Origin of the sequence: Pseudomonas sp. SJZ078, assembly GCF_007828255.1 — a bacterium.
GTDB lineage: Bacteria > Pseudomonadota > Gammaproteobacteria > Pseudomonadales > Pseudomonadaceae > Aquipseudomonas.
The window spans coordinates 48,442-71,533 of the sequence record NZ_VIUG01000013.1 but is presented as its reverse complement, the minus strand read 5'-3'; the positions used below and the strand labels follow the sequence as shown (position 1 = coordinate 71,533).

The 23,092-nt window shown below is 61.0% G+C and carries 23 protein-coding genes; 11 read left to right on the top strand and 12 right to left on the bottom strand.

Annotated features, from left to right (window positions below):
* Positions 1-45 precede the first annotated feature (45 nt).
* Positions 46-2,121 (bottom strand): AsmA family protein, encoded by a 2,076-nt coding sequence (locus FBY02_RS13980; protein WP_144928471.1) that lies wholly within the window; start codon positions 2,119-2,121, stop codon positions 46-48.
* A gap of 363 nt (positions 2,122-2,484) precedes the next feature.
* On the opposite strand from FBY02_RS13980, the gene FBY02_RS13975 reads away from it, so the two are divergent.
* From FBY02_RS13975 to FBY02_RS13945, 7 genes are all read left to right on the top strand, one after another.
* Positions 2,485-2,934 (top strand): hypothetical protein, encoded by a 450-nt coding sequence (locus FBY02_RS13975; protein WP_144928468.1) that lies wholly within the window; start codon positions 2,485-2,487, stop codon positions 2,932-2,934.
* Positions 2,935-3,088: 154 nt separating this feature from the next.
* Entirely contained in the window at positions 3,089-3,721 is a 633-nt protein-coding gene (locus FBY02_RS13970) for a TetR family transcriptional regulator (RefSeq protein WP_144928466.1), read from the top strand.
* Positions 3,722-3,990: 269 nt separating this feature from the next.
* Positions 3,991-4,491: an urease accessory protein UreE gene (gene ureE / locus FBY02_RS13965; protein ID WP_144928464.1), complete on the top strand. Its 501-nt coding sequence runs from the start codon at positions 3,991-3,993 to the stop codon at positions 4,489-4,491.
* Positions 4,488-5,162, top strand: coding sequence for an urease accessory protein UreF (locus FBY02_RS13960; protein WP_144928462.1), 675 nt, complete (start codon positions 4,488-4,490; stop codon positions 5,160-5,162). Before ureE ends, FBY02_RS13960 begins: the two co-directional genes overlap by 4 nt.
* 10 nt (positions 5,163-5,172) lie before the next feature.
* Positions 5,173-5,787 carry an urease accessory protein UreG gene (ureG, locus tag FBY02_RS13955; RefSeq protein ID WP_144928460.1) on the top strand — a complete coding sequence of 205 codons (615 nt, stop codon included), beginning with the start codon at positions 5,173-5,175 and terminating at the stop codon, positions 5,785-5,787.
* A 31-nt stretch (positions 5,788-5,818) separates the two neighbouring features.
* Positions 5,819-6,391 (top strand): HupE/UreJ family protein, encoded by a 573-nt coding sequence (locus FBY02_RS13950; protein WP_144928458.1) that lies wholly within the window; start codon positions 5,819-5,821, stop codon positions 6,389-6,391.
* A gap of 180 nt (positions 6,392-6,571) precedes the next feature.
* Positions 6,572-7,705 (top strand): AGE family epimerase/isomerase, encoded by a 1,134-nt coding sequence (locus tag FBY02_RS13945; RefSeq protein WP_144928456.1) that lies wholly within the window; start codon positions 6,572-6,574, stop codon positions 7,703-7,705.
* Positions 7,706-7,731: 26 nt separating this feature from the next.
* Here FBY02_RS13945 and FBY02_RS13940 read toward each other — a convergent pair whose 3' ends face one another.
* From FBY02_RS13940 to FBY02_RS13900, 9 genes are all read right to left on the bottom strand, one after another.
* Complete coding sequence (locus FBY02_RS13940) at positions 7,732-8,496, bottom strand: SDR family oxidoreductase (protein WP_144928454.1); 765 nt, start codon at positions 8,494-8,496, stop codon at positions 7,732-7,734.
* The gene (locus FBY02_RS28110) at positions 8,496-8,669 is read right to left on the bottom strand and encodes a hypothetical protein (protein WP_178111839.1); all 174 of its coding nucleotides are present in this window, start codon (positions 8,667-8,669) and stop codon (positions 8,496-8,498) included. Before FBY02_RS28110 ends, FBY02_RS13940 begins: the two co-directional genes overlap by 1 nt.
* 678 nt (positions 8,670-9,347) lie before the next feature.
* On the bottom strand, positions 9,348-10,064 hold the full coding sequence (locus FBY02_RS13930; protein ID WP_041023532.1) for an ABC transporter ATP-binding protein: 717 nt from the start codon (positions 10,062-10,064) through the stop codon (positions 9,348-9,350).
* Positions 10,061-10,933, bottom strand: coding sequence for an ABC transporter ATP-binding protein (locus tag FBY02_RS13925; RefSeq protein ID WP_144928452.1), 873 nt, complete (start codon positions 10,931-10,933; stop codon positions 10,061-10,063). Before FBY02_RS13925 ends, FBY02_RS13930 begins: the two co-directional genes overlap by 4 nt.
* Entirely contained in the window at positions 10,926-12,230 is a 1,305-nt protein-coding gene (gene livM, locus FBY02_RS13920) for a high-affinity branched-chain amino acid ABC transporter permease LivM (RefSeq protein ID WP_144928450.1), read from the bottom strand. Before livM ends, FBY02_RS13925 begins: the two co-directional genes overlap by 8 nt.
* A 2-nt stretch (positions 12,231-12,232) precedes the next feature.
* Entirely contained in the window at positions 12,233-13,147 is a 915-nt protein-coding gene (locus FBY02_RS13915) for a branched-chain amino acid ABC transporter permease LivH (protein ID WP_144928448.1), read from the bottom strand.
* A gap of 252 nt (positions 13,148-13,399) precedes the next feature.
* Positions 13,400-14,536 carry an ABC transporter substrate-binding protein gene (locus FBY02_RS13910; RefSeq protein ID WP_047700307.1) on the bottom strand — a complete coding sequence of 379 codons (1,137 nt, stop codon included), beginning with the start codon at positions 14,534-14,536 and terminating at the stop codon, positions 13,400-13,402.
* A 365-nt stretch (positions 14,537-14,901) separates the two neighbouring features.
* Positions 14,902-16,185 carry an FAD-binding oxidoreductase gene (locus tag FBY02_RS13905; protein ID WP_144928446.1) on the bottom strand — a complete coding sequence of 428 codons (1,284 nt, stop codon included), beginning with the start codon at positions 16,183-16,185 and terminating at the stop codon, positions 14,902-14,904.
* 92 nt (positions 16,186-16,277) lie between these two features.
* Positions 16,278-17,768: an aldehyde dehydrogenase family protein gene (locus tag FBY02_RS13900; protein ID WP_144928444.1), complete on the bottom strand. Its 1,491-nt coding sequence runs from the start codon at positions 17,766-17,768 to the stop codon at positions 16,278-16,280.
* A gap of 176 nt (positions 17,769-17,944) precedes the next feature.
* Between FBY02_RS13900 and FBY02_RS13895 the strand changes: the two genes are divergently transcribed.
* The 3 genes from FBY02_RS13895 to nadE all read left to right on the top strand — a co-directional run bounded on the left by FBY02_RS13895 (position 17,945) and on the right by nadE (position 21,077).
* On the top strand, positions 17,945-18,853 hold the full coding sequence (locus FBY02_RS13895; RefSeq protein WP_144928442.1) for a LysR family transcriptional regulator: 909 nt from the start codon (positions 17,945-17,947) through the stop codon (positions 18,851-18,853).
* A gap of 165 nt (positions 18,854-19,018) precedes the next feature.
* Positions 19,019-20,245 (top strand): nicotinate phosphoribosyltransferase, encoded by a 1,227-nt coding sequence (gene pncB / locus FBY02_RS13890; RefSeq protein WP_144928440.1) that lies wholly within the window; start codon positions 19,019-19,021, stop codon positions 20,243-20,245.
* A 4-nt stretch (positions 20,246-20,249) separates the two neighbouring features.
* Positions 20,250-21,077 carry an ammonia-dependent NAD(+) synthetase gene (nadE, locus tag FBY02_RS13885; protein WP_144928438.1) on the top strand — a complete coding sequence of 276 codons (828 nt, stop codon included), beginning with the start codon at positions 20,250-20,252 and terminating at the stop codon, positions 21,075-21,077.
* 164 nt (positions 21,078-21,241) lie between these two features.
* Here nadE and azu read toward each other — a convergent pair whose 3' ends face one another.
* On the bottom strand, positions 21,242-21,688 hold the full coding sequence (gene azu / locus FBY02_RS13880; protein WP_144928567.1) for an azurin: 447 nt from the start codon (positions 21,686-21,688) through the stop codon (positions 21,242-21,244).
* 352 nt (positions 21,689-22,040) lie between these two features.
* On the opposite strand from azu, the gene FBY02_RS13875 reads away from it, so the two are divergent.
* The gene (locus FBY02_RS13875) at positions 22,041-22,628 is read left to right on the top strand and encodes a TIGR00730 family Rossman fold protein (protein ID WP_144928435.1); all 588 of its coding nucleotides are present in this window, start codon (positions 22,041-22,043) and stop codon (positions 22,626-22,628) included.
* Between the two features lie 25 nt (positions 22,629-22,653).
* On the opposite strand, the gene FBY02_RS13870 is transcribed toward FBY02_RS13875, so the two are convergent.
* Positions 22,654-23,031 (bottom strand): NUDIX domain-containing protein, encoded by a 378-nt coding sequence (locus tag FBY02_RS13870; protein WP_144928434.1) that lies wholly within the window; start codon positions 23,029-23,031, stop codon positions 22,654-22,656.
* Between the last annotated feature and the right edge of the window lie 61 nt (positions 23,032-23,092).

Below are 23,092 nucleotides of genomic sequence, written 5' to 3'. Positions count from 1 at the left end.
GCTTGCTCGCGAATAGGCCTTAGGCCCCACCACCAAATCCCCGAATCAGCGCGTTGGCTTGACCGTCACCGGTGCCTTGCCCGACTTCATCTGCTCCAGCAACGGCGCGCACTGGTTCGGCTCGCCACCGCTGGGAGCCACCAGGGCCAGCAAGCCTGCCGCCGGCGCAGCGATCACACCCAGTGCCACCATGCCGGCGCCGCGCAGCATCAGCGGCACGGCCTTGACCCCGGCCGAAGGCTTGGCGAACTTGCCCCGTACATACAAGGGCGAGCGCAGGGAAATCAGCCGCCAGCCCTTGGATTCCGGAGAAATGGTCAGGTCCAGTTGTTCCGTGGCCATGTTCGCCGTGCCGTCGATGTAGATGATCGCGTTTTCGGTATCGAAAACGAACAGGCGGGTGGTTGCCAGGCCGGTCTTGATGTCGAAATCCGCCGCGGCACAGTTGATCTTCACTTCCTTGTCGCCAAAGATTTTCCCCATCACGTAGTTGCCCACGTTCAACCCTGCCAGCTCCATCAGCTCGCGGCTGATAGCACCGTCGTTGATGAGCATTTTCAGCGTACCGTTGGACGTACCGAGCAACGCCGCGACCGAGTTGCCGCGACCGCTGATGTCGGCGTCGCCGTTGAGCTCGCCGAAACTGGTTTTCATCGGTTCGAAACCGGGGAATAGCTGTTTGAGCTTGAATCCTCGCGCCGTCAGCTTCGCCTGGCCCTCCAGCGGATGGGCTTGACCGTTGAGGCGGATCTGCGCATCGAGCCGGCCACCGGCGACGCCGAAACGCACGGGCTCAAGGCTCAGTTGACCGTCGTTGAGCACCAGGTGCGTGTAGAGGTCGGTGAACGGCAACTGCGCACTGTGGACGATGCGCTTACCGGTGAACTCCACGTCGGCATCCATCGCATTCCAGCGCTCGGTGCGGAACTCTTCCACGGGCAGCACTTTGTCCGACGGCTGTTTGCTGGCACTGCCACGGGCCTTCTGCTCGGTGTTGGAATCTGCACCGATCAGCGGCGCCAGGTCGCTGAACAACAGTTGATTGGACACCAGCGTGCCACTGAGTTTTGGCCGTGGCTGGCTGGCGACGTAGGCCAGGTCACCATGGATGTCGCTGTCGCCGATCTTTCCATTGAATGCCTCGTAGCGAAACAGCGCCCCACCCGGCTCATGGAGCTTGGCGATCAGATGGCCGTCGGTTTCATAGGGCGATGAGTCCGGCAAGGTCACGCCGGTCAGCGGATACAGGTGAGCGAGGCTGGTGCCGGCCAGTTTCAGGCGCAGGTCCAAGGCGCCGAGATTCATCGGGTCGGTGAGGGTGCCGGCCAGTTCGACACGGGTATCGGCGGTCTTTACCTGAGCCTGCAAGGGAAAGGGTTGAAATGCATTCTGCAAGGCCAGCAGGCCGCCGACCTTGCCGGAACCACTGAGGTTCTGTCCGTGATATTGCCCGTCGACCTTGAAGGCGAACCCATAATCCTGAGGCGTCGCCCCCTGATCCTGGACCTTTTTCGCAGCTTTTTCGCCGACGATATCCTTGAACGGAATGGACTTGCCCAGTGGGTCGATCAGCAGGTCGAGTCGGGTTCTCAAGGTCTGGTCGTCAAGCGTGACGTGGCCCTTATCGAAGCCGATGGCCCCGATGTCGACTACCCAGCTCGACGGTTCGGCGTCCGGGTCCTTCGGGTCGAACTTGAAGGTCCAGTTGGCGCGTCCGTCAGCCAGGCGTTGCAGGTTGGCGTCGGGTTCGGTCAGGTCGATTCTAGGGATCGTCACGCGCCGGGCCAGCAAGGCCAGGGGGGAGATGCGCAACTCCACACGCCTGAGCGTTGCCATCTGCGTTTTTTTCGACCATTCGGGGTTACCCAGGCTCAAATCCTCGGCCACTACGTGGGGCCACGGCAACCAGGCCCGCCAGCCACCCTCTTCGGGTTCACGTTGCCAGACCACGGCCAGGTTGCCGTTAATGGCGAATGGGCGATGCAGTTCCTCGGACACCTTGGCATTGAGCGTCGGCTTGATCCGGTTCCAATCGAAGAACGCGATGACCAGCACCAACACGGCCAGCAAGACAGCAAGGCAGGCCAAGCTCCAGGCAAGGATTTTTGAAGTGCGTGTCATGCACAAGGCTCCTGATGACAAATCGGCGTCCGTACCGCAACACCTGAAAAAACCGAACCTGTAGTCGGCTCGTTATATGAGTGAGACTGACGGAACGCCCAACAGGTTTACCACCTGGGGTGAAAAACCTGACCGATCCGCCAGCCAGCTGTTACCGCCAGCGCACACTCGCGTGGCGAAAGTGGGTACCAAATACCCACCGTGGTGCAAAACCGCCCCCCGGAAACGCCCGTTCTAGAGCCTTTCCACAGAACAATCAATTCCGTTGATTATTACCATTGCGTTTATGAACTTTTATATCGACTTATCGAGAGTAGCATTGCCCTCGTACCCACTTTTTAGCCCTCCCGAGGAGCAACGACCATGAAACGCCAATTACTGATGAGCCTGTCCCTTTCACTGCTGGCCTCCACTGCTTTCGCCCTGCCAGCTTCCGAACAGGCTACACCACAGGTCAAGGACAGCCACTCCGTGTATAGCCAGACTGTTGCCGAAGACGGCTTTAACCAAACCCGTCAAGGCCAACTCGCTGAAGATGGCTACAACAACACCCCTCAGGGCCAACTCGCCGAAGACGGCTATAACAACACCCCTCAGGGCCAGCTCGCCGAAGACGGCTATAACAACACCCCTCAGGGCCAGCTCGCCGAAGACGGCTACAACAACACCCCTCAGGGCCAGCTCGCCGAAGACGGCTACAACAACACCCCTCAGGGCCAGCTCGCCGAAGACGGCTACAACAACACCCCTCAAGGCCAACTCGCCGAAGGTGGTAGTGAACGCCTCAACGAACGCAACGGCAAAGTGAGCTGAGCCCATGGTGGCCGTGAAAAAGCCCGATTTCCTGCAATCGGGCTTTTGACTTTTCAGGCCTCGCTTCCCCCGCGTAATCCCCTCTACCGTTCGACGTCGGCAAAGCCGATTTGCTAAAGTGCCTCGCTCCCATGACTCGGAAGTCAGGCCTGCGATGTTGCCCCGCGCCGAACAGAAACAACAGACCCGAATTGCCCTGATGGACGCGGCCCGTCATTTGATGGAGTGCGGCCGGGGGTTCGGCAGCCTGAGCCTGCGCGAAGTGGCCAAAACGGCGGGCATTGTACCCACCGGTTTCTACCGGCACTTCGACGATATGGATCAATTGGGCCTGGCGCTGGTCAGCGAAGTGGGCCAGACCTTCCGCGAAACCATCCGGCTGGTGCGTCACAACGAATTCGTCATGGGCGGCATCATTGATGCGTCGGTACGGATCTTCCTCGACGTGGTGCAAGCCAACCGATCGCAGTTCCTGTTTCTTGCTCGCGAACAGTACGGCGGCTCCCTGCCGGTACGGCAGGCCATTGCACAACTGCGTGAAGCCATCAGCTCGGACCTGGCCGCCGACCTGGCGTTGATGCCGAAACTGCAGCATCTGGATCTTGCCGGGCTGAGCGTGATGGCCGACCTCATCGTCAAAAGCGTGTTCGCCACCCTGCCCGACATCATCGACCCTCCCACCAAAGCGCCCCCCGACCACCTCACGCCCCAGGCGAAGATCACCCAGCAACTGCGGTTTATCTTTATCGGCCTCAAGCATTGGCAAGGCTTGGGCAGCACTGAATAACCTCCTGTGGGAGCGGGCTTGCTCGCGAAGACGGTGGATCAAATACATGGATTTCCACTGATCCACCGCCTTCGCGAGCAAGCCCGCTCCCACAGGTTCGCCGCGCGCCACAAAACAGTGCAAAAACCTCACAGCGCGCACCAACCCGGAACGAAATACATCCTGCGTGGAAAGCCCGCTCCAGCGTCCCACGCCCATTTCCTACGCCATATTCAATTGGCAAGCCACTTGCTCTAAACACAGCACCGTTCATTGCTGGAAGCACTCCGATGCTGGTGATTCATCGCAGAATCGACACTCAACCCCGCTGGGATGCGGAGCTTCATCTGACTTTCGATGCCCGCAGCAAAAGTCGCCTGCGCTGTTTCAGTGCCGAGGGCGAGGACGTGGGATTGTTTTTGGAGCGGGGCCAGCCGCCGCTCCATGACGGCGAATGCCTCCAGGCCGAAGACGGCCGTATCGTACGGGTCTGCGCCCGTCCCGAACAATTGCTGCACGTCACCTGCGCCAATGGCTTCGAGCTGACGCGTGCGGCGTACCACCTTGGCAATCGCCATGTGGCCCTGCAAGTGGGCGATGGCTGGTTGCGCTTGCTGGACGATTACGTGCTCAAGGCGATGCTCGAACAACTGGGCGCCAGCGTCGCCGCTATCGAAGCCCCCTTCCAACCGGAACACGGCGCCTATGGCGGCGGCCATCACCATTCGCGGCAAGGCGAGGAAGACTTCAACTACGCACCGCGTCTGCATCAATTCGGCGTGCGCACATGAACCCGGCCTGGGCGCTGTTGCGTCTGGCCAGCCCGCAGTTGCCCATCGGCGGCTACAGCTATTCCCAAGGGCTGGAGATGGCGGTGGATAACGGCCTGATCAAGACAGCCGACGACGCGCACCGATGGATTGGCGATCAATTGCTGCTGAACCTGGCACGCTTCGAAGCGCCCCTGTTGCTCGCTCATTGCACCGCCGCCGCGGCCGATGATTGGAACGCCTTGGGGCAACACTGCGAAGCACACCGCGCCAGCCGGGAAACCCGCGAGCTGTATCAGGAAAGCCGGCAGATGGGCTATTCACTGCAGCAACTGCTCGGCGGCCTGCCGGAACTCGACGGGGCCGCCCGGCGCTTTCTCGAACAACGCAGCGAACCCCACCTGGCCCTGGGCTGGGCCCTGGCCGCCCGCGCCTGGGACATCATTCCCCAGGACGCGCTCGCCGCGTGGCTGTGGAGCTGGTTGGAAAACCAACTGGCGGTGCTGATGAAAACCCTTCCCCTCGGCCAGCAAGCCGCCCAGCGCCTGACCAGCGAGCTGATGCCGTTGCTGCAACAGGCCCAGCACAACGCTTCGAACATTGACCCCGAGCATTACGGCAGCGCCGCGTTTGGCCTGTCCCTGGCGTGTATGGCCCATGAGCGCCAGTACAGCCGTCTGTTCCGTTCCTAGGAGACCAACAATGAATGCACAACCCCTGCGCGTCGGCATCGGCGGCCCGGTGGGCTCCGGCAAGACCGCCCTGACCCTGGCCCTGTGCCTGGCCCTGCGCGAGCGCTACAACCTGGCGGTGGTCACCAACGATATCTACACCCGTGAAGACGCCGACTTCCTGGTCCGCAACGAAGCCCTCGCGCCGGAGCGGATCATTGGTGTCGAAACCGGCGGCTGCCCCCACACGGCCATTCGCGAAGACGCCTCGATCAATCTCGAAGCGGTGGACCAGTTGAACCGCCGCTTCCCGGGGCTGGATCTGATCCTGGTGGAGTCCGGCGGCGACAACCTCTCGGCGACCTTCAGCCCGGAGCTGTCGGATCTGACCCTATACGTGATCGACGTATCGGCCGGGGACAAGTTGCCACGCAAAGGTGGACCGGGCATCTGTAAGTCCGACTTGCTGGTGATCAATAAAATCGACCTGGCACCGCTGGTAGGCGCCTCGCTGGAGATGATGGACAGCGACACCCGGCGGATGCGCAACGGCAAGCCATTCGTCTTCAGCAACCAGAAAACCGGCCAGGGCCTGGACGAAATCATCGCTTTCATCGAGCGCCAGGGCCTGCTGACTGCTGCCTGACTTTTCGAATTCTCAACAAGGAAGCTTTTTCATGACCCCCAAACGCATTCTCGGCACCCTCGTCCTGCTGCTGGTCCCGCCCCTGGCCTTCGCCCATCCCGGCCATGGTGACAATGGTCTGATCGCCGGCCTCGGGCACCCCATCGGCGGCCTGGATCACCTGCTCGCCATGCTTGCGGTCGGCTTGTGGGCAGCGCAACAACAAGGCTCCGCACGCTGGGCGTTGCCCTGCACCTTCATCGGCACGATGCTGATCGGCGGTTTGTTCGGTTTCGCAGGGCTGCAGTTGCCGGCATTGGAAAGCGGGATCGCCGCCTCGGTGCTGGCTCTGGGCTTGGCGGTGGCGCTGGCCGTGCGTCCGCCATTGAGCCTGGCGGTTGCCGCAACGGCATTGTTTGCGTTGTTCCATGGCGTGGCCCATGGACTGGAGCTGCCGGACATGTCGAGCCCTTGGGCGTATGCGGCCGGATTCGTCGCGGCAACGGCGGCGCTGCATGGCGCAGGCTTTGCCCTGGTTCGCGTATTGCCGCGAGCGGCTGCGCCTTTGGTGCGGCTGGCGGGGGCGGCTTCGGCGGGGGTCGGGGTCTGGTTGTTGGCAGGTTGATTGGCAGCGCCGTCAAGGCTGCCTTCGCGAGCAAGCCCGCTCCCACAACTTGATCGGCATACACCGGTCCTGTGGGAGCGGGCTTGCCCGCGAAGGGGCCCTTGAAGGCACTGCATCTCTCGCCCCTGCCACTCTGCTACCATGTCGCGCAATCGCCCCCTGCCGTGACGACGTCCGCCCATGCCCGATGCTTCCCGCCCCGCTCCTTCGCCTGAGTTGATTGCCCTGTTCGCAACAGCGCGCCAGCACTTTCACGAGGTGATCGTGCCCATGTGGCAAGGCCCGGGTTGGAATGCCGAACTGGCATTGCCCTACGAATCCCTGGATGCCACCCACACGCCGTTGCCACCCCAACGCTACCGCGCGATGGCCTGCGCAAGACAGCTGTACGTGTTCGCCAGCCTGATCGGCGAGGTGGCAGGGGCCGAAGAACGGGCCGCGGCGCTGTTCCGCTCGCTACAGCGACACTTTCACGATGGCGAACACGGCGGCTGGTTCTACAGCATCGACCCGCAAGGCGCCCCGCTGGACACCGGCAAGGATCTTTATACCCATGCCTTCATCCTGTTCGCCTGCGCCCATTACTGGGGCAAGGTTCGCGAACCGCTGGTGGAATCGGTGCTCAACGCCGCCCTGGAAGTCATTGCCCGGCGCTTTGCCACCGGCGACGGTCTCTACGAGGCCAGCCTCAAGCGCGATTGGTCAACGCTCGGATCCGGTCCGCTGCAAAACCCCTTGATGCACCTGGCCGAAGCCTTCCTCGCCACCCTCTCGGTCCGTGAGGACGCCAACGTTCGCCAGGCATTGTTGAGTCTGTGTGACGGGATGTCCAAGCGCTTCATTGAGCCGAAGCTGGGCGTGATGATGGAGAAACCGCTCAAAGCTGTGGATAACTGGTTCGAGCCGGGACACCAGTTCGAGTGGTATTTCCTGCTGGCCTCGTCGCCCCTGCTGCAAGACGGCAAGTTGCGCATGGCCCTGCAGCAGAGCTTTGGCTATACCGAGCGACAAGGCGTGGACCCGCAGTCCGGTGCGGTGTGCGCCATGCTGAACCCGATGCCGGAGGCTGTCGCACGTGACGCCACCCAGCGCATCTGGGCCCAGGCCGAGTACCTGCGCGCTCTCACCCTGCGCCCGGGAAGCCAGGACGTGTTGCTGCGTCAGCTACAGGCTCTGCAACAGCATTTCCTGCATGCCAAGGGATGGAACGAATGCCTGGATGCCGATGGCCTCGTCAGTCGTCGGGACATGCCCTCGACTACCCCGTATCACCTGATGACCTGCTACCGCGGATTGGCCGATTACCTGGGCTGACGCTGTTTGTGTCGAGGGGATTGCCGTCAGGTCTTGTTGCGCTCAATGGCAAACCCGGCCCAGGTCTGGCTCACCGGCATCAGCTCCAGGCTGTTGATGTTGATGTGCGCTGGCGTGTTGAGCACCCAGTAGATCGTTTCGGCAATGTCCTGCGGCTGGATCGGCTCGGCCCCGGCATAGGTCGCGTTGTAGCGCTCCTGATCACCGCCGAAACGCACCAGTGAGAACTCGCTCTCACATAAGCCGGGCTCGATGTTGCTGACCCGTACGCCGGTACCTTGCAGATCGCAGCGCAGGTTCAGCGAGAACTGTTTGACGAACGCCTTGCTCGCGCCATACACGTGGCTACCGGGATACGGGTAATTGCCGGCGATGGAACCCAGATTGATGATCCCCGCGCCGCGGCCATGGGCAATCAGGCGCGGCAGCAGCAGGCGCGTGCTGTAGAGCAGCCCCTTGACGTTGGTGTCGACCATCGTGTCCCAGTCATCGAGGTCGCACTTGGGTGCCGGATCGACTCCCAAGGCCAATCCGGCGTTGTTGATCAAGCCACGCAGTGTGGCAAAGGACGGCGGCAGATTGGCGATGGCCTCCTCCATGGCCTTGCGGTCGCGCACATCCAATACCAGGCCATGGACTTCGGTCTGTTTCGACAGCTCGGCGCAGAGGGCATTGAGGCGCTCTTCACGGCGCCCGGTCAGCACAAGTTTCCAACCGGCCTCGGCAAAACGACGGGCACAGGCTTCACCGAATCCGGACGTCGCCCCGGTGATAAACAGGGTATTGGACATCATGTTCTCCTTGATTGGGCTTGAGGCAGCCATTGAACGGGATCGCCCCACAGCATGCCCGGCCCGGCAGCGAGCGGCAACTGCCCGCCACGGATGTTGACCCAGGCCAGACTGATCATAAAACGATCAAACGGCGCCATCCCTTGCAGGACAAGGGATGCAGCCTGTTGCACGCACCTTATCCACAGGCACGTCCACAGTAATCGGGGGCAACTGAAAACGCTGCAAGCCGCCGCGCTTAAGGCTTTGCGAGGTTTGAGGAAACTTTTTTCCCTTGACCCTGCATATGAGGTTGTGCAGAACAGATTCTCTGCTATAAGCCGAAGGTGAAAGGGACGATGGCTCGGAGCTAGCAACCACGGCCCTCGGAGCGGTCTTTCCAGAGTTTAGTCACAGACTTATCCACAGGCTTGCCCACAGATTCCGAAGACTGTTCCAGCGTTCGGAAAAGGGTTGACAGCCTGCATTCATGCACGCCAGAAAATGCCTGTTCAAAAAACGATCACAACCCTGCAAGCCACGTATTCAAAGGCGTCCAGCCAGCTATTCCCACGTTACCCACAGCCGGCTCCACAGCAAACGGGGACAACTCAAAACCGTGGCAAAACAACTGTTTGCGGCGACTTTATGTCGCGGTTTGGCAAGGGCTGTGGATTGTTGTCCACAATTATTCCGCCCATATCAATTTCCCCTGTGGGAGAGAGCTTGCTCGCGATAGCGGTGGGTCAGGCCATGGATGTCGACAGGTCTATCGCTATCGCGAGCAGGCTCCCCCACAGGGTTGGGCGGTGTTCTGAAGAGATAAAAAAACCGGCGATCACTCGCCGGTTTTTTTTGCCGCATCAGTGTCGTCAGTGCCCGCCCAGATACGCGTTGCGCACTTCTTCGTTGGCGAGCAGCTCCTTGCCTGTGCCGGTCAGGCGGATTTCGCCGTTGACCATCACGTAGGCCCGATCCGACAACCTGAGGGCGTGGTTGGCGTTCTGTTCCACCAGGAAGATGGTCATCCCGGTGGACGCCAGTTCCCGCAAGGTGGCGAAGATCTGTTTCACCACGATCGGCGCCAGCCCCAGGCTCGGCTCATCGAGCAGCAACAACTTCGGCCGGCTCATCAACGCCCGGGCAATGGCGAGCATTTGCTGCTCGCCACCGGACATGGTCATGGCCCGTTGGTTGCGCCGCTCCTTGAGCCGCGGAAACAGTTCGAACATGCGCTGCATGTCTTCGCTGGCATATTTGTCACCGATGGGGATGGTGCCCATCAGCAGGTTCTCCTCGACGGTCATGTCGGGGAACACCCGCCGCCCTTCCGGCGACTGCGCAATGCCGTTGGACGCGATGTAGTGGGATGACTTGTGGGTAATGTCCACACCCTGGTAGATGATCTGCCCACTGGCCGCGCGCGGCTGGCCGAAGATCGACATCAGCAGCGTGGACTTGCCGGCACCGTTGGAGCCGATCAGGCTCACGGTCTCGCCTTCACCAATCTGCATCGAGACTTTCTTCAGCGCCTGGATCGGCCCGTAGAACACGTCCAGTTCCTTGAGTTCGAGGATCGGTCCGCTCATACCAGTTCCTCTTCATCGGCACCCAGGTAGGCCGCGATCACCTTCGGATCGTTGCGAATCGCCTCCGGACCGCCTTCGGCGATCACGTTGCCGTGGTCCAGCACCACGATGTGGTCGGAAATGCTCATTACCATGCCCATGTCGTGTTCGATCAGCACCACGGTCAGATCGTGCTCGTCGCGCAGCAGCCGGATCATCGCGCTCAGCGCTTCGGTTTCCTGAGGGTTGAGGCCGGCGGCCGGTTCGTCGAGGCAGATGACCTGTGGACGGGTGCACATGGCCCGGGCAATTTCCAGGCGACGCTGTTGACCATAGGAAAGCTCACCCGCCAGGCGGTTGGCACAATCCACCAGGTCCACGACTTCGAGCCAGTAGAAGGCGTGGTCCAGCGCGTCGCTTTCAGCCTTGCGATAGCCCTTGGTGTTGAGGATGCCGGCCACCAGGCTGCGGTTGACCCACATGTGCTGGGCCACCAGCAGGTTTTCCAACACCGACATTTCCCGGAACAGGCGGATGTTCTGGAAGGTCCGCGCCAGGCCGGCACGGTTCACCAGGTGGGTACCGCCGAACATCTTGTAATACAGCCGGCTGGCAAAGGATTTCGGCGAGACGAAATCGCTGGGACGAAACGCTTCGCCCAGCAGCTTGATGACGTTGGTTCGCTCGCCGCGCACGTTGAGCTCGATCTTGCCACCCGAGGCCTTGTAGAAACCGGTCAGGCAGTTGAACACCGTGGTCTTGCCCGCGCCATTGGGGCCGATCAGGGCGAAGATCGAGTTGCGCTTGACCTGCAGGCTGACGTCGCTGAGGGCCTTGATGCCACCGAATTGCATCATCAGGTTTTCGACTTGAAGTACGACTTCACTCATGGCGCTGCCCTCCGTCATGCGCTATGGCACCTTTACGCGGCGTCACACCGGTACGGCTGATGCGGATCAGGCCGCGAGGTCGCCAGATCATCATCAACACCATCAATACGCCGAACAGCAGCACGCGGTATTCGGAGAAACTGCGCAGCAGTTCCGGCGCCACGGTGAGCACGAATGCCGCGATCACCACGCCCACGGTCGAGCCCATGCCGCCCAGGACCACGATCGCCAGGATCAGCGCCGACTCGAAGAACGTGAACGACGACGGGTTGACGAACCCCTGGTAGCTGGCGAAGAACACTCCGGCCAGACCGGCCGTGGAAGCACCGAGGGTGAACGCCGAAAGCTTGACCAGCACGTGGTTCAGGCCCATGGAACGGCAGGCGATCTCGTCTTCGCGCAGGGCTTCCCAGGCGCGTCCGACCGGCATGCGGGTCAGCCTGTGCTTGATGTAGAGCACCAGCAGCACAACGATGAACAACACGATGTAGATGAACAGGAATTTCAGGTTCGGGTTGTAGTCGATGCCGAAGAACTCGTGGAACGGCACCCCTCCTTCCTTGGCCTTGCGGCCGAACTCCAGGCCGAGAAAGGTCGGCGACGGCACGGGCATGCCGTTCGGCCCGCCAGTGAATGACAGCCAGTTATTGAGCACCAGCCGGATGATTTCACCGAAGCCCAGGGTCACGATCGCCAGGTAGTCACCGTGCATTCGCAACACGGGGAAACCCAATATGCAACCCGCCATCGCCGCCGCGATCGCCGCCAGCGGCAGTACGGTCCAGAAACCCAGACCCAGGTACTGGTAACCCAGCGCCAGGCCATAGGCGCCGATGGCGTAGAACGCCACGTAACCCAGGTCGAGCAGGCCCGCCAGGCCGACCACGATGTTCAGGCCCAGGCCGAGCAACACGTAGATCAGCCCGAGGATGACCACCGTGAGCACGTACTTGTTGGCGAAAAACGGAAAGACGATGGCAATCACGATCAACGCCGGGATGATCCAGCGCAGGCGCGACTTGTAGTCCGGTGGCAGGACGTGCACGCCGGAACCGGGGCTTTCGAAACCCTGGAGTACCTTCAGGCCCTTGGGCGTTTGCAGGAACAGGCTCAAGGCGAAACGCCCGATCATCACGACCCCCACCAGCCAGCCGACACGGGCCGGTTGCAGGTTGAAGCTGTAGCCTTCGAGCACTACGCCGACAATCGGCCCGAACACGATCAGCGAAATCAGGCCCGCCAGGATCGCGTCGATGACGCTCTGTTTGATATCAATCGGTTTATTGGCAGCAGACATACTTATACCTTCGCCACGAGTGGGCGACCCAGCAGGCCTTGGGGACGGAAAATCAGAATCATCACCAGCAGCGAGAAACTGAACACGTCTTTGTAGTCGGAGTTGATCAGACCGGAGAACAGCGACTCGGAGATCCCGAGGATGATCCCGCCGAGCATCGCCCCAGGCAGGGAGCCGATGCCACCGAGGACCGCCGCGGTGAACGCCTTGATGCCGATAATGAAGCCGGCATAGAAGTCGAACGTGCCGTAGTTCATGGTGATCAGCACACCGGCCAGGGCCGCCATGGCCGCGCCGATGATGAACACATAGGAAATCACCCGGTCGGTGTTGATCCCCAGGATCGAGGCCATCTTGCGATCCTGCTGGGTGGCACGGCACATGCGCCCCAGCTTGGTGTACTTGATGATGTAGGTCAGCAAGGCCATCCCGGCGAATGCGGCGACCAGGATGAAGATCTTGGTGTAGGTGAGCTGGACGAAGCCAGTGCCGATTTCGACGCGCATGGCGCCTTCAAGCAGTGTCGGCACACCCTGTTGGCGGGCGCCCTGGCTGATCTGTGCATAGTTCTGCAGGATCAGCGAAATGCCGATGGCACTGATCAGCGGTGCCAGGCGGGTGGAGTTTCGCAACGGTTTGTAGGCGATGCGTTCGATGACCCAGCCATAGACCCCGGTGACCACGACCGTGAACACGAGGGTGCCGAGGATCATTAGCGGAAAGGATTCAATACCGAAGTAAGCCAGCAGAGCCAGACTGATTGCCGCGAGGTACGCGGAAATCATGTAAACCTCGCCGTGGGCGAAGTTGATCATGCCGATGATGCCGTAGACCATTGTGTAGCCGATGGCGATCAGACCATAGACCGACCCGAGGGTCAGGCCATTGATCAGTTGCTGCAGGAAAATACCATCCATAACGCAATCTCACGCATTTGAAAGACTGCACGCACACCGCAGCGACGGACCGGGGTTCAGCCGCCGAGGCCACACGGTGGGCGCACAGCTTTCGGGAGAAAAGACAGGTGGGTCTTGGCCCGGGAAGGATGATCACGGGTTGCGTGGCGAGGGAGCTTGCTCCCGCTGGACTGCGCAGCAGTCCTGTTTTCAGGGCCGCCAAGCGCCCCAGCGGGAGCCAGCTGCCTCGCCACAAGCCGTTATCCCTTCAAATCACTTCTGTTTTTCCAACTGATGGTATTTGCCGTCCTTGTCCCACTGGTAGACCACGTAGTCGGAGATTTTCAGGTCGCCCTTCTTGTCCCACTCCTTCTTGCCCATCACGGTCTGGACCGGGTTGGCCTTGAGCCATTCGGCCGCGGCGTCGGTCTTGTTCGACTTGGCACCATTGAAAGCGGCAGCCAGGGTCTGGACGGAAGCGTAGGCATACAGGGTGTAGCCTTCCGGCTCGGTGCCCTTGGCACGGAATGCGTCTACCACCGACTTGCTGTCTGGCAGCAGGCGTGGGTCGGCACCGAAAGTCATGTACACGCCATCGACGTATTGCGCGCCGCCGGCGGTGGTCACCAGTTCGTCGGTCACGATGCCGTCGTCGGACATGAATTTCACGTCCTTGAGGCCTTGTTCACGCAGTTGGCGAACCAGCGGGCCGGCTTCCGGGTGCAGGCCACCGAAATAGACCACGTCGGCACCGGCCGCGCGGATCTTGGTGACCACGGCGCTGAAGTCTTTCTCGCCGCGGGTCAGGCCTTCGTACAGCACTGGGGTCACGCCGCGCTTGGCCAACTGGGCCTTGGTGGCATCCGCCAGGCCTTGGCCGTAGGTGTCCTTGTCATGCAGTACCACGACTTTCTTGCCCTTGAGCACGTCGACGATGTAGTCCCCGGCGACAACGCCCTGCTGGTCGTCACGACCGCACATACGGAACATCGCGTTCAAGCCACGCTCGGTGACAGCCGGGTTGGTGGAACCCGGGGTGATGGCCATGATGTCGGCGTCACCATAGACTTCGGAGGCAGGGATGGTCGACGAAGAACAGAAGTGACCGACCACGGCGTTCACCTTGTCCTGGTCGACAAAGCGGTTGGCCACGGCCACGGCCTGCTTCGGCTCGCACGCGTCGTCGCCTTTCACCAGGACGATCTTCTCGCCGTTCACGCCGCCCTTGGCGTTGATTTCGTCCGCTGCCGCCTGCGCCCCTTTCATGTACTGCTCGCCGAATGCTGCGTTGGCGCCAGTCATGGGACCCGCTACACCGATCTTGAAGTCTGCATGGGCAAACGCGGAAACACCCATTGCCGCTGTAACGGCAAGGGCCAGAAAGCCTTTCTTGTAAAACGTCTGGGACATGAGGTGGTGCTCCAAGGTTTTTTTTAGTTGGCACTGCGACTTCACTGAAAAGCTCAGAGCAAGGGCCGTGCCAGCGGTTTTTTATTCTGAAAAAAGTCGCTGCTTTATTGTTATTTCGACTGTTTCGGGCCCTTTTTCATAGGGCGTGCAACCGTCTAAACCGCACAAGGTGCAACCCGTCGCTTAAATCAGTACAACCTTCCTTGAGCCATCATTGCAACCATCGCACGAAACGGCGTGCAACCAGCCTGTAACAACCTGCGTCACCGAACTGCACACTGCCGGTGCACAACTGCTACAACCCGCACCATAAGAGGCTAGACCCTACGCCGGAAAACGCCGGTTCCGGCAACACTTTTCAACACTCAAATGACGATGCGCAGGCACTGGCCCGCGTGATACAGCGAGAATCCCGCCTCATACAGGCAACTGCGTACGCCCGCCCCGGCCACTGGCTGCATCGGCGCAAAGGGAATCGGTAACGCTTTCGCGTCGCCATGGCACAGGTAATCGGCAAAGGCCTTGCCCACCACCGTCCCGGTGGTCACGCCCCTTCCGTTGTAACCGGTGACCGCCACCAATCCAGGCGCCGGCTCGAACAGGCGCATCAGATGGTCCGGAGTGAAGGCAATGCAGCCGGTCCAGGTGGACTCCCACTCCACAGACTTGAGATACGGGAAGTAGTGCTGCTGCACCCGGTCCGCCCAGGCCTTGAGGAACCAGATGGGCTTGCGGTTGCCATTGCCCAGGCTGCCGAGCAACAGGCGACCATCCTTGTCGCGGCGAATGCTGCTCAATACCTGACGCGTATCCCACGACCCCTGGCCGCCCGGCAGGATGCGTTGCGCCGCCTCGCCGGACAACGGGACGGACGCTACCTGGTAGTAATAGCCGGGGAAGAAATTGCGCCGCAGTTCAGTCCATTCACCTTCGGTGTAGGCATTGGAGGCGATGACCACCTGCTCGGCCAGTACCGAACCCTGGGCCGTCTGTACCGACCAGCGCTGCCCCTGGCGTTCCAGGCGTGTCACGGGGGAGTGGTCAAAAAGCTGTCCACCCAGGTCCGACGCTGCCTTGGCCAATCCGCTGACATAGGCCATCGGATTGAGCGTGCCGGCGCGTCGGTCCAGCAAGGCCGCGGCGATTTTCGACGTGCCCGTAGCTTCGACACAGGCCTGGCCGGTGAGCAGCTCCACCGGCGCGCCGCGGCGCTTCCATTGTTCTTCGCGGCTGCGCAGGTCTGCCTCGCCCCGGGCGTTATGGGCCATGTGCAGCGTGCCTTCGCGGCGTAACTGGCAATCGATGTTGTATTTGTCGACGAGACTGAACACCAGCGCCGGTGCCGCGCCCAGCATGCGGTTGAGCTGGCTGCCGACAGCTTCGCCGAAACCGGCCTCTATCTCGTCCGGTGGGATCCACAAGCCCGCGTTCACCAGCCCGACATTGCGCCCCGAGCCGCCATGTCCGGTTCGATGGGCCTCCAGCACCGCGACGCGCTTGCCTTGCTCCAGCAAATGCACCGCCGCCGACAACCCGGTGAAGCCAGCGCCGATCACGCAGACGTCTACCGTGACTTCACCCGTGAGCGCTAGATTTTCAGGCCTTTGCGGCGTCAGTTTTTCCCACAGACATTCTTCGCGTAACGGCATTGCCAGCTCCTGGTCAGGAGCAGCTGCAAGCTTCAAGCCTCAAGCTGCAAGCAGGGATCGCTTGCAGCTTGGAGCTTGTGGCTTGAAGCTGCTTAATCAAAGGTAATCCCCTGGGCCAACGGCAACTCCAGTGAGTAGTTCACGGTGTTGGTCTGGCGACGCATGTAGGCGCGCCACGAGTCGGAGCCGGATTCGCGTCCGCCGCCGGTTTCTTTTTCGCCACCGAAAGCGCCGCCGATTTCCGCGCCGCTCGGGCCGATGTTGACGTTGGCGATGCCGCAGTCACTGCCCACCGCAGACATGAACTGCTCGGCCTCACGCACATCGGTGGTGAAGATGCAGGAAGACAGGCCTTGCGGCACGGCGTTGTTCAGGTGCAGGGCTTCTGCGAAGTCCTTGTAGCCGACCACATACAGGATCGGTGCGAAGGTCTCGTGGCGGACCACGTCGCTCTGCTCCGGCATCTCGACGATGGCCGGCGACACGTAGTAGGCATTCGGGAACTGGTCTTCGAGCTGACGCTGGCCGCCGAATACGCGACCGCCTTCGCTCAAGGCCTGTTCGAGGGCGTCCTGCATGTTGTCGAAGCTGTGCTTGTCGATCAACGGCCCTACCAGGTTGCCTTCCAGCGGATGACCGATGCGTACTTTCGAATAGGCAGCCTTGAGACGAGTGACGATTTCTTCTTTCACCGACTCATGGGCGATCAGGCGGCGCAGGGTGGTGCAACGCTGGCCAGCGGTACCGACGGCGCTGAACAGGATGGCGCGCACGGCCATGTCCAGGTCGGCACTCGGCGCCAGGATCATCGCGTTGTTGCCACCCAGTTCGAGGATGCTGCGGGCAAAGCGCGCGGCGACTTTCGGCGCCACTTCCCGGCCCATGCGGGTGCTGCCGGTGGCGCTGATCAACGCTACGCGCGGGTCATCCACCAAGGCTTCACCGGCATCGCGACCGCCGATGATCACTTGGCACAGATACTCAGGCGCGTCGCCGAAATTCTTCAACGCCCGCTCGAACAGCGCCTGGCACGCCAGGGCGGTGAGCGGGGTCTTTTCCGAAGGCTTCCAGATCACCGAATCGCCGCACACCAGGGCCAGCGCGGTGTTCCAGGCCCAGACCGCGACAGGGAAGTTGAACGCACTGATCACCCCGACCACGCCCAGCGGGTGCCAGGTTTCACGCATATGGTGGCCCGGACGCTCGGAGGCAATGGTCAGGCCGTACAGTTGACGGGACAGGCCGACGGCGAAATCGCAGATGTCGATCATCTCCTGCACTTCACCCAGACCTTCCTGGGTAATCTTGCCGGCTTCCCACGACACCAGCTCGCCGAGATCGGCCTTGTATTCACGCAGCAGGTCGCCAAACTGACGCACCAGCTCGCCGCGACGCGGGGCCGGGACCTGGCGCCACAGATCGAAGGCACGCTGGGCGCGGCTGACCTGCTGCTCGACTTCGGCGGCGCCTTCCCAGTTCACCGCGCCGATACGACTGCCGTCGATGGGCGAGTGCACCGGCTGTGTGCCGTTCTGGTACAGGGCCGGGTCGACACCCAGACGATCAAGCAATGCAGCAACCATGGTCAATTCCTCAAGCGAAAGACGAAAATCGGCAGCCGGACGAACACGGCTGATCAGGACTGTAGTTGTAGCTGGCCCGAGTCTTGCCAACAAACGACCTTTAAGCGAGATATCATTCCGTTTATTCATGCTGCCCCATGAACGGATATGACGAGTCACCGCAAATAGGCCTCAGGATGCTCAATAAACGCTATTTACCATCGATTACGGCACTGCAATGTTTCGAAGCGGTGACCCGCCACCTGAGCTTCACCCGTGCGGCCGAAGAGTTGCACCTGACCCAGAGCGCCGTCAGCAAGCAGGTCGCGCAGCTCGAGGAGCTGTTGCAGCACTTGCTGTTCCGCCGCGTGCGTCGGCGCTTGCAGTTGACGCCGGCCGGCGACTTATACCTGGGTGAAGTCCGGAAAATCCTCTCCCAGGTCGAAATGTCCACCCACTACCTGCGCTCCTACGGTGGCGACACCGAAGTCCTGCGCGTCTCTACCCCACCGACCTTCGGTGCACGCTGGCTGGTGCCGCGCCTCAAAGGCTGGCGCCTGCGGCATCCGAAGATCCATCTGGACCTGTGCAGCGAACAGGAGCCTGACGACTTGCTGCAAGGGCGCAGCGACATGGCGTTCTACTTCGGCCAGGGCTCTCGGCCTGGCACCGAATCCCTGGAACTGTTCGGCGAAGAATTGGTGCCGGTCTGCGCGCCGGGCTGCCTGCCGGAGACCCCCTTTACCGACCCGACGCAACTGGCCGACCTGGTGCTGTTGCAGAACGCATCACGCCCCCAGGCATGGCATGACTGGTTCGCCGACCAGGGTTTGCATACCGAACACAGCTACCACGGACCTCGCTTCGAAACGTTCTACATGTGCATCCGTGCCGCCCAGGTCGGCTGCGGCGTCGCCCTGTTGCCGCGTTTCCTGGTGGAAGAAGAACTGGCAGATGGCAAACTGGTCATTGCGTGGCAGCACGCCATGCCCAGTACCAATGCCTATTACATGGCTTATCCTGAACACGCGGCAGAGGTGCCCAAGGTGAAACTGTTTGTGGAGTGGATGTTGGAGCAGATGGCTAATCCTGATGCACCACAGTAAGAGCTACCGCCACAGAAGAATGCTCTTGTCACAGGTAAAACTCCTGCCATCAGGAACGCTGCGACCAAAAAACACTGGCAATCACCCCAAGGGGTATGCGCCACTAGCACCACAAACCGCTGTCCGACGCTGCCCGCTGCAGCGAACTGTCTGGAGATATCCCTCATGAGCGAGAGTGTGTTTGCCGATCGCATCGTGCAGAACCTGCTCGACACCGACTTCTACAAGTTGACGATGATGCAGGCGGTCCTGCACAACTACCCCAACGTCGAAGTCGAATGGGAGTTTCGTTGCCGCAACAGCGAAGACCTGCGCCCCTATCTGGCGGAGATCCGCTTCCAGATCGAGCGCCTGGCCGAGCTCAACCTGAGCGCCGATCAGCTGGGTTTCCTGGAGCGCATCAGCTTCCTGAAACCGGATTTCCTGCGCTTTTTGGGCCTGTTTCGTTTCAACCTGCGCTACGTGTACACCGGCATCGAAAATGGCGAGCTGTTCATCCGCCTGCGCGGGCCGTGGCTGCATGTGATCCTGTTCGAAGTGCCGCTGCTGGCCATCGTCAGCGAAGTGCGCAATCGCTATCGCTACCGTGAGGTCATCCTGGAGCAGGCACGGGAGCAGTTGTATCGCAAGTTCGACTGGCTGACCGCCAACGCCAGCCGCGAGGAATTGTCCGACTTGCAAGTGGCGGACTTCGGTACCCGTCGGCGGTTTTCCTACCGCACCCAGGAAGAAGTGGTAAACGTGCTCAAGCACGATTTCCCCGGGCGCTTCGTCGGCACCAGCAATGTGCACCTGTCCCGGGAGCTGGACATGAAACCCTTGGGCACCATGGCCCATGAGTGGATCATGGCCCATCAGCAACTGGGCCCGCGGCTGATCGACAGCCAGATCGCCGCCCTCGACTGCTGGGTGCGCGAGTACCGCGGCCTGCTGGGGATCGCGCTGACCGACTGCATCACCATGGATGCCTTCCTGACCGACTTCGATCTGTTCTTCGCCAAGCTGTTCGATGGTCTGCGCCATGATTCGGGTGACCCGGTGGCCTGGGCCGAGAAAGCCATCGCCCACTATCACAAGCTGGGGATCGATCCGATGAGCAAGACCCTGGTGTTCTCCGACAGTCTGACCTTGCCCAAATGCCTGGAGATTTTCCGTGCATTGCGTGGTCGCATTAATGTCAGCTTCGGTATTGGCACCAACCTGACCTGCGACATCCCGGGCGTCGAACCCATGAGCATCGTGCTTAAAATGATCAGCTGTGACGGGCAGCCCGTCGCCAAGATTTCAGACGAGCCCGGCAAGACCCACTGCAAGGATCCGAATTTCGTCGCCTACATGCGACATGTTTTCCAAGTACCTGCCGCCCTTTCTGACATATCAAGCAAGGAGTGAATTCATGCAAGCCGTACAGCGTGAGATTGCTGAACAGCTCAAGGTCCAGCCACCGTTTGCCGATGACGCCGCTCTCAAGGCCGAAATCGCTCGCCGGGTCAGCTTCATCCAGGACTGTCTCGTCAACTCCGGGCTCAAGAGCCTGGTGCTGGGGATCAGTGGCGGAGTCGATTCGTTGACGGCCGGCCTGCTGGCCCAGCGCGCCATGCGCGAGTTGCGGGAGAAAACCGGTAACCCGGCCTACAAGTTCATCGCCGTGCGCCTGCCGTACGAAACCCAGTTCGATGAGCACGAAGCACAGGCCTGCGTGGACTTCATCACACCGGACGAACGCCACACCGTCAACATCGGCCCGGCGGTCAAGGCCTTGGCCAAGGAAGTCCTGGCATTCGAAGGCAAGACGCCAGGCGCGCGGGATTTCGTGCTGGGCAACTCCAAGGCGCGGATGCGCATGGTGGCGCAATATGCCATCGCCGGTGCCGAGCAAGGCCTGGTGGTCGGTACCGACCACGCAGCTGAAGCCGTGATGGGTTTCTTCACCAAGTTCGGTGACGGCGCCTGTGACCTGGCGCCCCTGAGCGGCCTGGTGAAAAATCAGGTCCGGGCCATCGCCCGCGACTTCGGAGCCCCGGAATCGCTGGTGGAAAAAGTCCCCACCGCCGACCTCGAGGACCTGTCCCCGGGCAAGCCCGACGAAGCCGCTCATGGGGTGACCTATGGGGAAATCGATGCCTTCTTGCACGGCCAGACCATTCGCGAAGAAGCCGCCCGGATCATCTGCGAGACCTATCGCAAGACCGAGCACAAGCGAGTGTTGCCGTACGCCCCTTGATTCTAAGGCGGCTGGACTGACGTCTTCGCGAGCAAGCCCGCTCCCACAAAGGATCTGCGTCAAACACCAGTGTGGGAGCGGGCTTGCTCGCGAAGAACGATGACTCGGTGATTTGCCGGACACAAAAAAGCGCCCTTGCAACGGGCGCTTTTTATGCCTGAAGATTACTTCAGGGTCACGGTGCCTTTCATCATCGAGATATGGCCCGGGAACGAGCAGAAGAAGCCGTACTTCTCAGCGGCATTGAGCTTCGACACGTCAAAGGTCACCGAGTCTTTCTCACCAGCACCGATGATTTTGGTGTGGGCAATGACGCGCTCATCACCTTCCTTCAGGTAGTTCTTGTCGATACCAGCGGTCAGGCCATCGGTCGCGATCGGCTGCATGTCAGCCTCTTTGCTCAGCACCCAGTTATGGCCCATGACGCTCTTCTGCGAGGTGCCCGAATGAGTCAGCTCAACGGTAAAAGTCTTGCAGCTCTTATCGATCTCGATGGCCTTGGTACTGAAGGTCATCTGATCGGTCGAGTCGATGGTGGTCTTGCACTCCGCTGCCATCAGTTGGCTGCTAGCCAGTGTCAACAGGGATACTGCTACAAGTTTGGCAAACATCATGAATCTCCAAGGCATGGTTAGAAAATCCCTTCAAAGGGGAAGACTGCCCTAATTTCAGACAAGTTCCTATGACCTGAATCAAAAAGTGTATACAACTTAAGGCTATCAGCCTGATGGACACAATCAACCGGCCAGAGGCACAAGGTCCGCCTATGATCGGCCCCATCAACCCAATGGAGTGCCAGTCATGAACCTCAACAGCCTGTTGTGCAGCCTGCTCGCCGCCTACGCCTGCGGCGCCAGCGGTACCTACGAAAAACCTGCGCGAGAGGTCTGATGCCTGCGCGCCCTTTGCACACGACAGCGGCCAGGCTTTACTCTGCAGCGGTTACCGACTCTGGAGAAAAGCATGGCCATCGCGTCTGTGTGTGTATTTTGCGGCGCCAGCATCGGCGCCAACCCCGCTTACCGTGAAGCGGCGCAAGCGCTGGGACGAGCATTGGCCGAACGCAAGCTCACCCTGGTCTATGGCGGCGGCGCCGTCGGCCTGATGGGCATCGTTGCCGACGCGGCCCTGGCGGCCGGGGGCGAAGTCATCGGCATCATTCCGCAAAGCCTGAAAGACAAGGAGATCGGCCATAGCGGCCTGACCCGCCTGGAAGTGGTGGACGGCATGCATGCCCGCAAGGCGCGCATGGCCGAACTCAGCGACGCCTTCATCGCCCTGCCCGGTGGCCTCGGCACCCTGGAAGAATTGTTCGAAGTCTGGACCTGGGGCCAGCTCGGCTACCACGGCAAACCGCTGGGCCTGCTGGAAGTGAATGGTTTCTACAGCAAACTCACCGGTTTCCTCGACCATATCGTCGACGAAGGTTTTGTCCGCGCAGCCCATCGCGACATGCTGCAAGTAAGCGCGTCAGCCCATGACCTGCTCGATGCGCTGGATGAATGGCAACCCTCGGTACAGCCCAAATGGGCCGAGCAAAAAGCCCCATGAGAAGCGGCGTGAGGGCTCTGGGCCCTCACGCTTGCAGGGCCTTGGCAATCGAGGCGCGATAACCTTCCGGCAGCTTGGCCGGTAAGCGGCCTGGCTCGAAGAGCCCGATCTCCTTGTGTTCATGGCTCACCGTCGGCACGAAGCCGCCCACCAACTGGCAGCGGTAAGTGGATATGAACACATGTTTGCCAGGGATGACTTCGAACAGGTAGGAATCCAGCGGCTCCCCCACGCTCACCTCCACCGCGAGTTCCTCGGTGATTTCCCGGGCCAGGCATTGCGCTGCCGTTTCGCCCAATTCGATTCGTCCGCCGGGCAATTCCCACTCGTCCCGCTCGTTGAGCATGAGCACGACCAGGCCTTCGGGGGATTGCAGCACGCCTTTGATGGAAACCGGGAACATATCACCCTCCAATGAAACACAGCGCCTATGAACCCACAGCCGTCCCTCAGAGCAAACCCTG

Excerpts from the sequence above, each read along its gene's own strand:
- FBY02_RS13980 (WP_144928471.1), bottom strand. The coding sequence starts at position 2,121 with ATGACACGCACTTCAAAAATCCTTGCCTGGAGCTTGGCCTGCCTTGCT.
- FBY02_RS13975 (WP_144928468.1), top strand. The coding sequence starts at position 2,485 with ATGAAACGCCAATTACTGATGAGCCTGTCCCTTTCACTGCTGGCCTCC.
- FBY02_RS13970 (WP_144928466.1), top strand. The coding sequence starts at position 3,089 with ATGTTGCCCCGCGCCGAACAGAAACAACAGACCCGAATTGCCCTGATG.
- ureE (WP_144928464.1), top strand. The coding sequence starts at position 3,991 with ATGCTGGTGATTCATCGCAGAATCGACACTCAACCCCGCTGGGATGCG.
- FBY02_RS13960 (WP_144928462.1), top strand. The coding sequence starts at position 4,488 with ATGAACCCGGCCTGGGCGCTGTTGCGTCTGGCCAGCCCGCAGTTGCCC.
- ureG (WP_144928460.1), top strand. The coding sequence starts at position 5,173 with ATGAATGCACAACCCCTGCGCGTCGGCATCGGCGGCCCGGTGGGCTCC.
- FBY02_RS13950 (WP_144928458.1), top strand. The coding sequence starts at position 5,819 with ATGACCCCCAAACGCATTCTCGGCACCCTCGTCCTGCTGCTGGTCCCG.
- FBY02_RS13945 (WP_144928456.1), top strand. The coding sequence starts at position 6,572 with ATGCCCGATGCTTCCCGCCCCGCTCCTTCGCCTGAGTTGATTGCCCTG.
- FBY02_RS13940 (WP_144928454.1), bottom strand. The coding sequence starts at position 8,496 with ATGTCCAATACCCTGTTTATCACCGGGGCGACGTCCGGATTCGGTGAA.
- FBY02_RS13930 (WP_041023532.1), bottom strand. The coding sequence starts at position 10,064 with ATGAGCGGACCGATCCTCGAACTCAAGGAACTGGACGTGTTCTACGGG.
- FBY02_RS13925 (WP_144928452.1), bottom strand. The coding sequence starts at position 10,933 with ATGAGTGAAGTCGTACTTCAAGTCGAAAACCTGATGATGCAATTCGGT.
- livM (WP_144928450.1), bottom strand. The coding sequence starts at position 12,230 with ATGTCTGCTGCCAATAAACCGATTGATATCAAACAGAGCGTCATCGAC.
- FBY02_RS13915 (WP_144928448.1), bottom strand. The coding sequence starts at position 13,147 with ATGGATGGTATTTTCCTGCAGCAACTGATCAATGGCCTGACCCTCGGG.
- FBY02_RS13910 (WP_047700307.1), bottom strand. The coding sequence starts at position 14,536 with ATGTCCCAGACGTTTTACAAGAAAGGCTTTCTGGCCCTTGCCGTTACA.
- FBY02_RS13905 (WP_144928446.1), bottom strand. The coding sequence starts at position 16,185 with ATGCCGTTACGCGAAGAATGTCTGTGGGAAAAACTGACGCCGCAAAGG.
- FBY02_RS13900 (WP_144928444.1), bottom strand. The coding sequence starts at position 17,768 with ATGGTTGCTGCATTGCTTGATCGTCTGGGTGTCGACCCGGCCCTGTAC.
- FBY02_RS13895 (WP_144928442.1), top strand. The coding sequence starts at position 17,945 with ATGCTCAATAAACGCTATTTACCATCGATTACGGCACTGCAATGTTTC.
- pncB (WP_144928440.1), top strand. The coding sequence starts at position 19,019 with ATGAGCGAGAGTGTGTTTGCCGATCGCATCGTGCAGAACCTGCTCGAC.
- nadE (WP_144928438.1), top strand. The coding sequence starts at position 20,250 with ATGCAAGCCGTACAGCGTGAGATTGCTGAACAGCTCAAGGTCCAGCCA.
- azu (WP_144928567.1), bottom strand. The coding sequence starts at position 21,688 with ATGTTTGCCAAACTTGTAGCAGTATCCCTGTTGACACTGGCTAGCAGC.
- FBY02_RS13875 (WP_144928435.1), top strand. The coding sequence starts at position 22,041 with ATGGCCATCGCGTCTGTGTGTGTATTTTGCGGCGCCAGCATCGGCGCC.
- FBY02_RS13870 (WP_144928434.1), bottom strand. The coding sequence starts at position 23,031 with ATGTTCCCGGTTTCCATCAAAGGCGTGCTGCAATCCCCCGAAGGCCTG.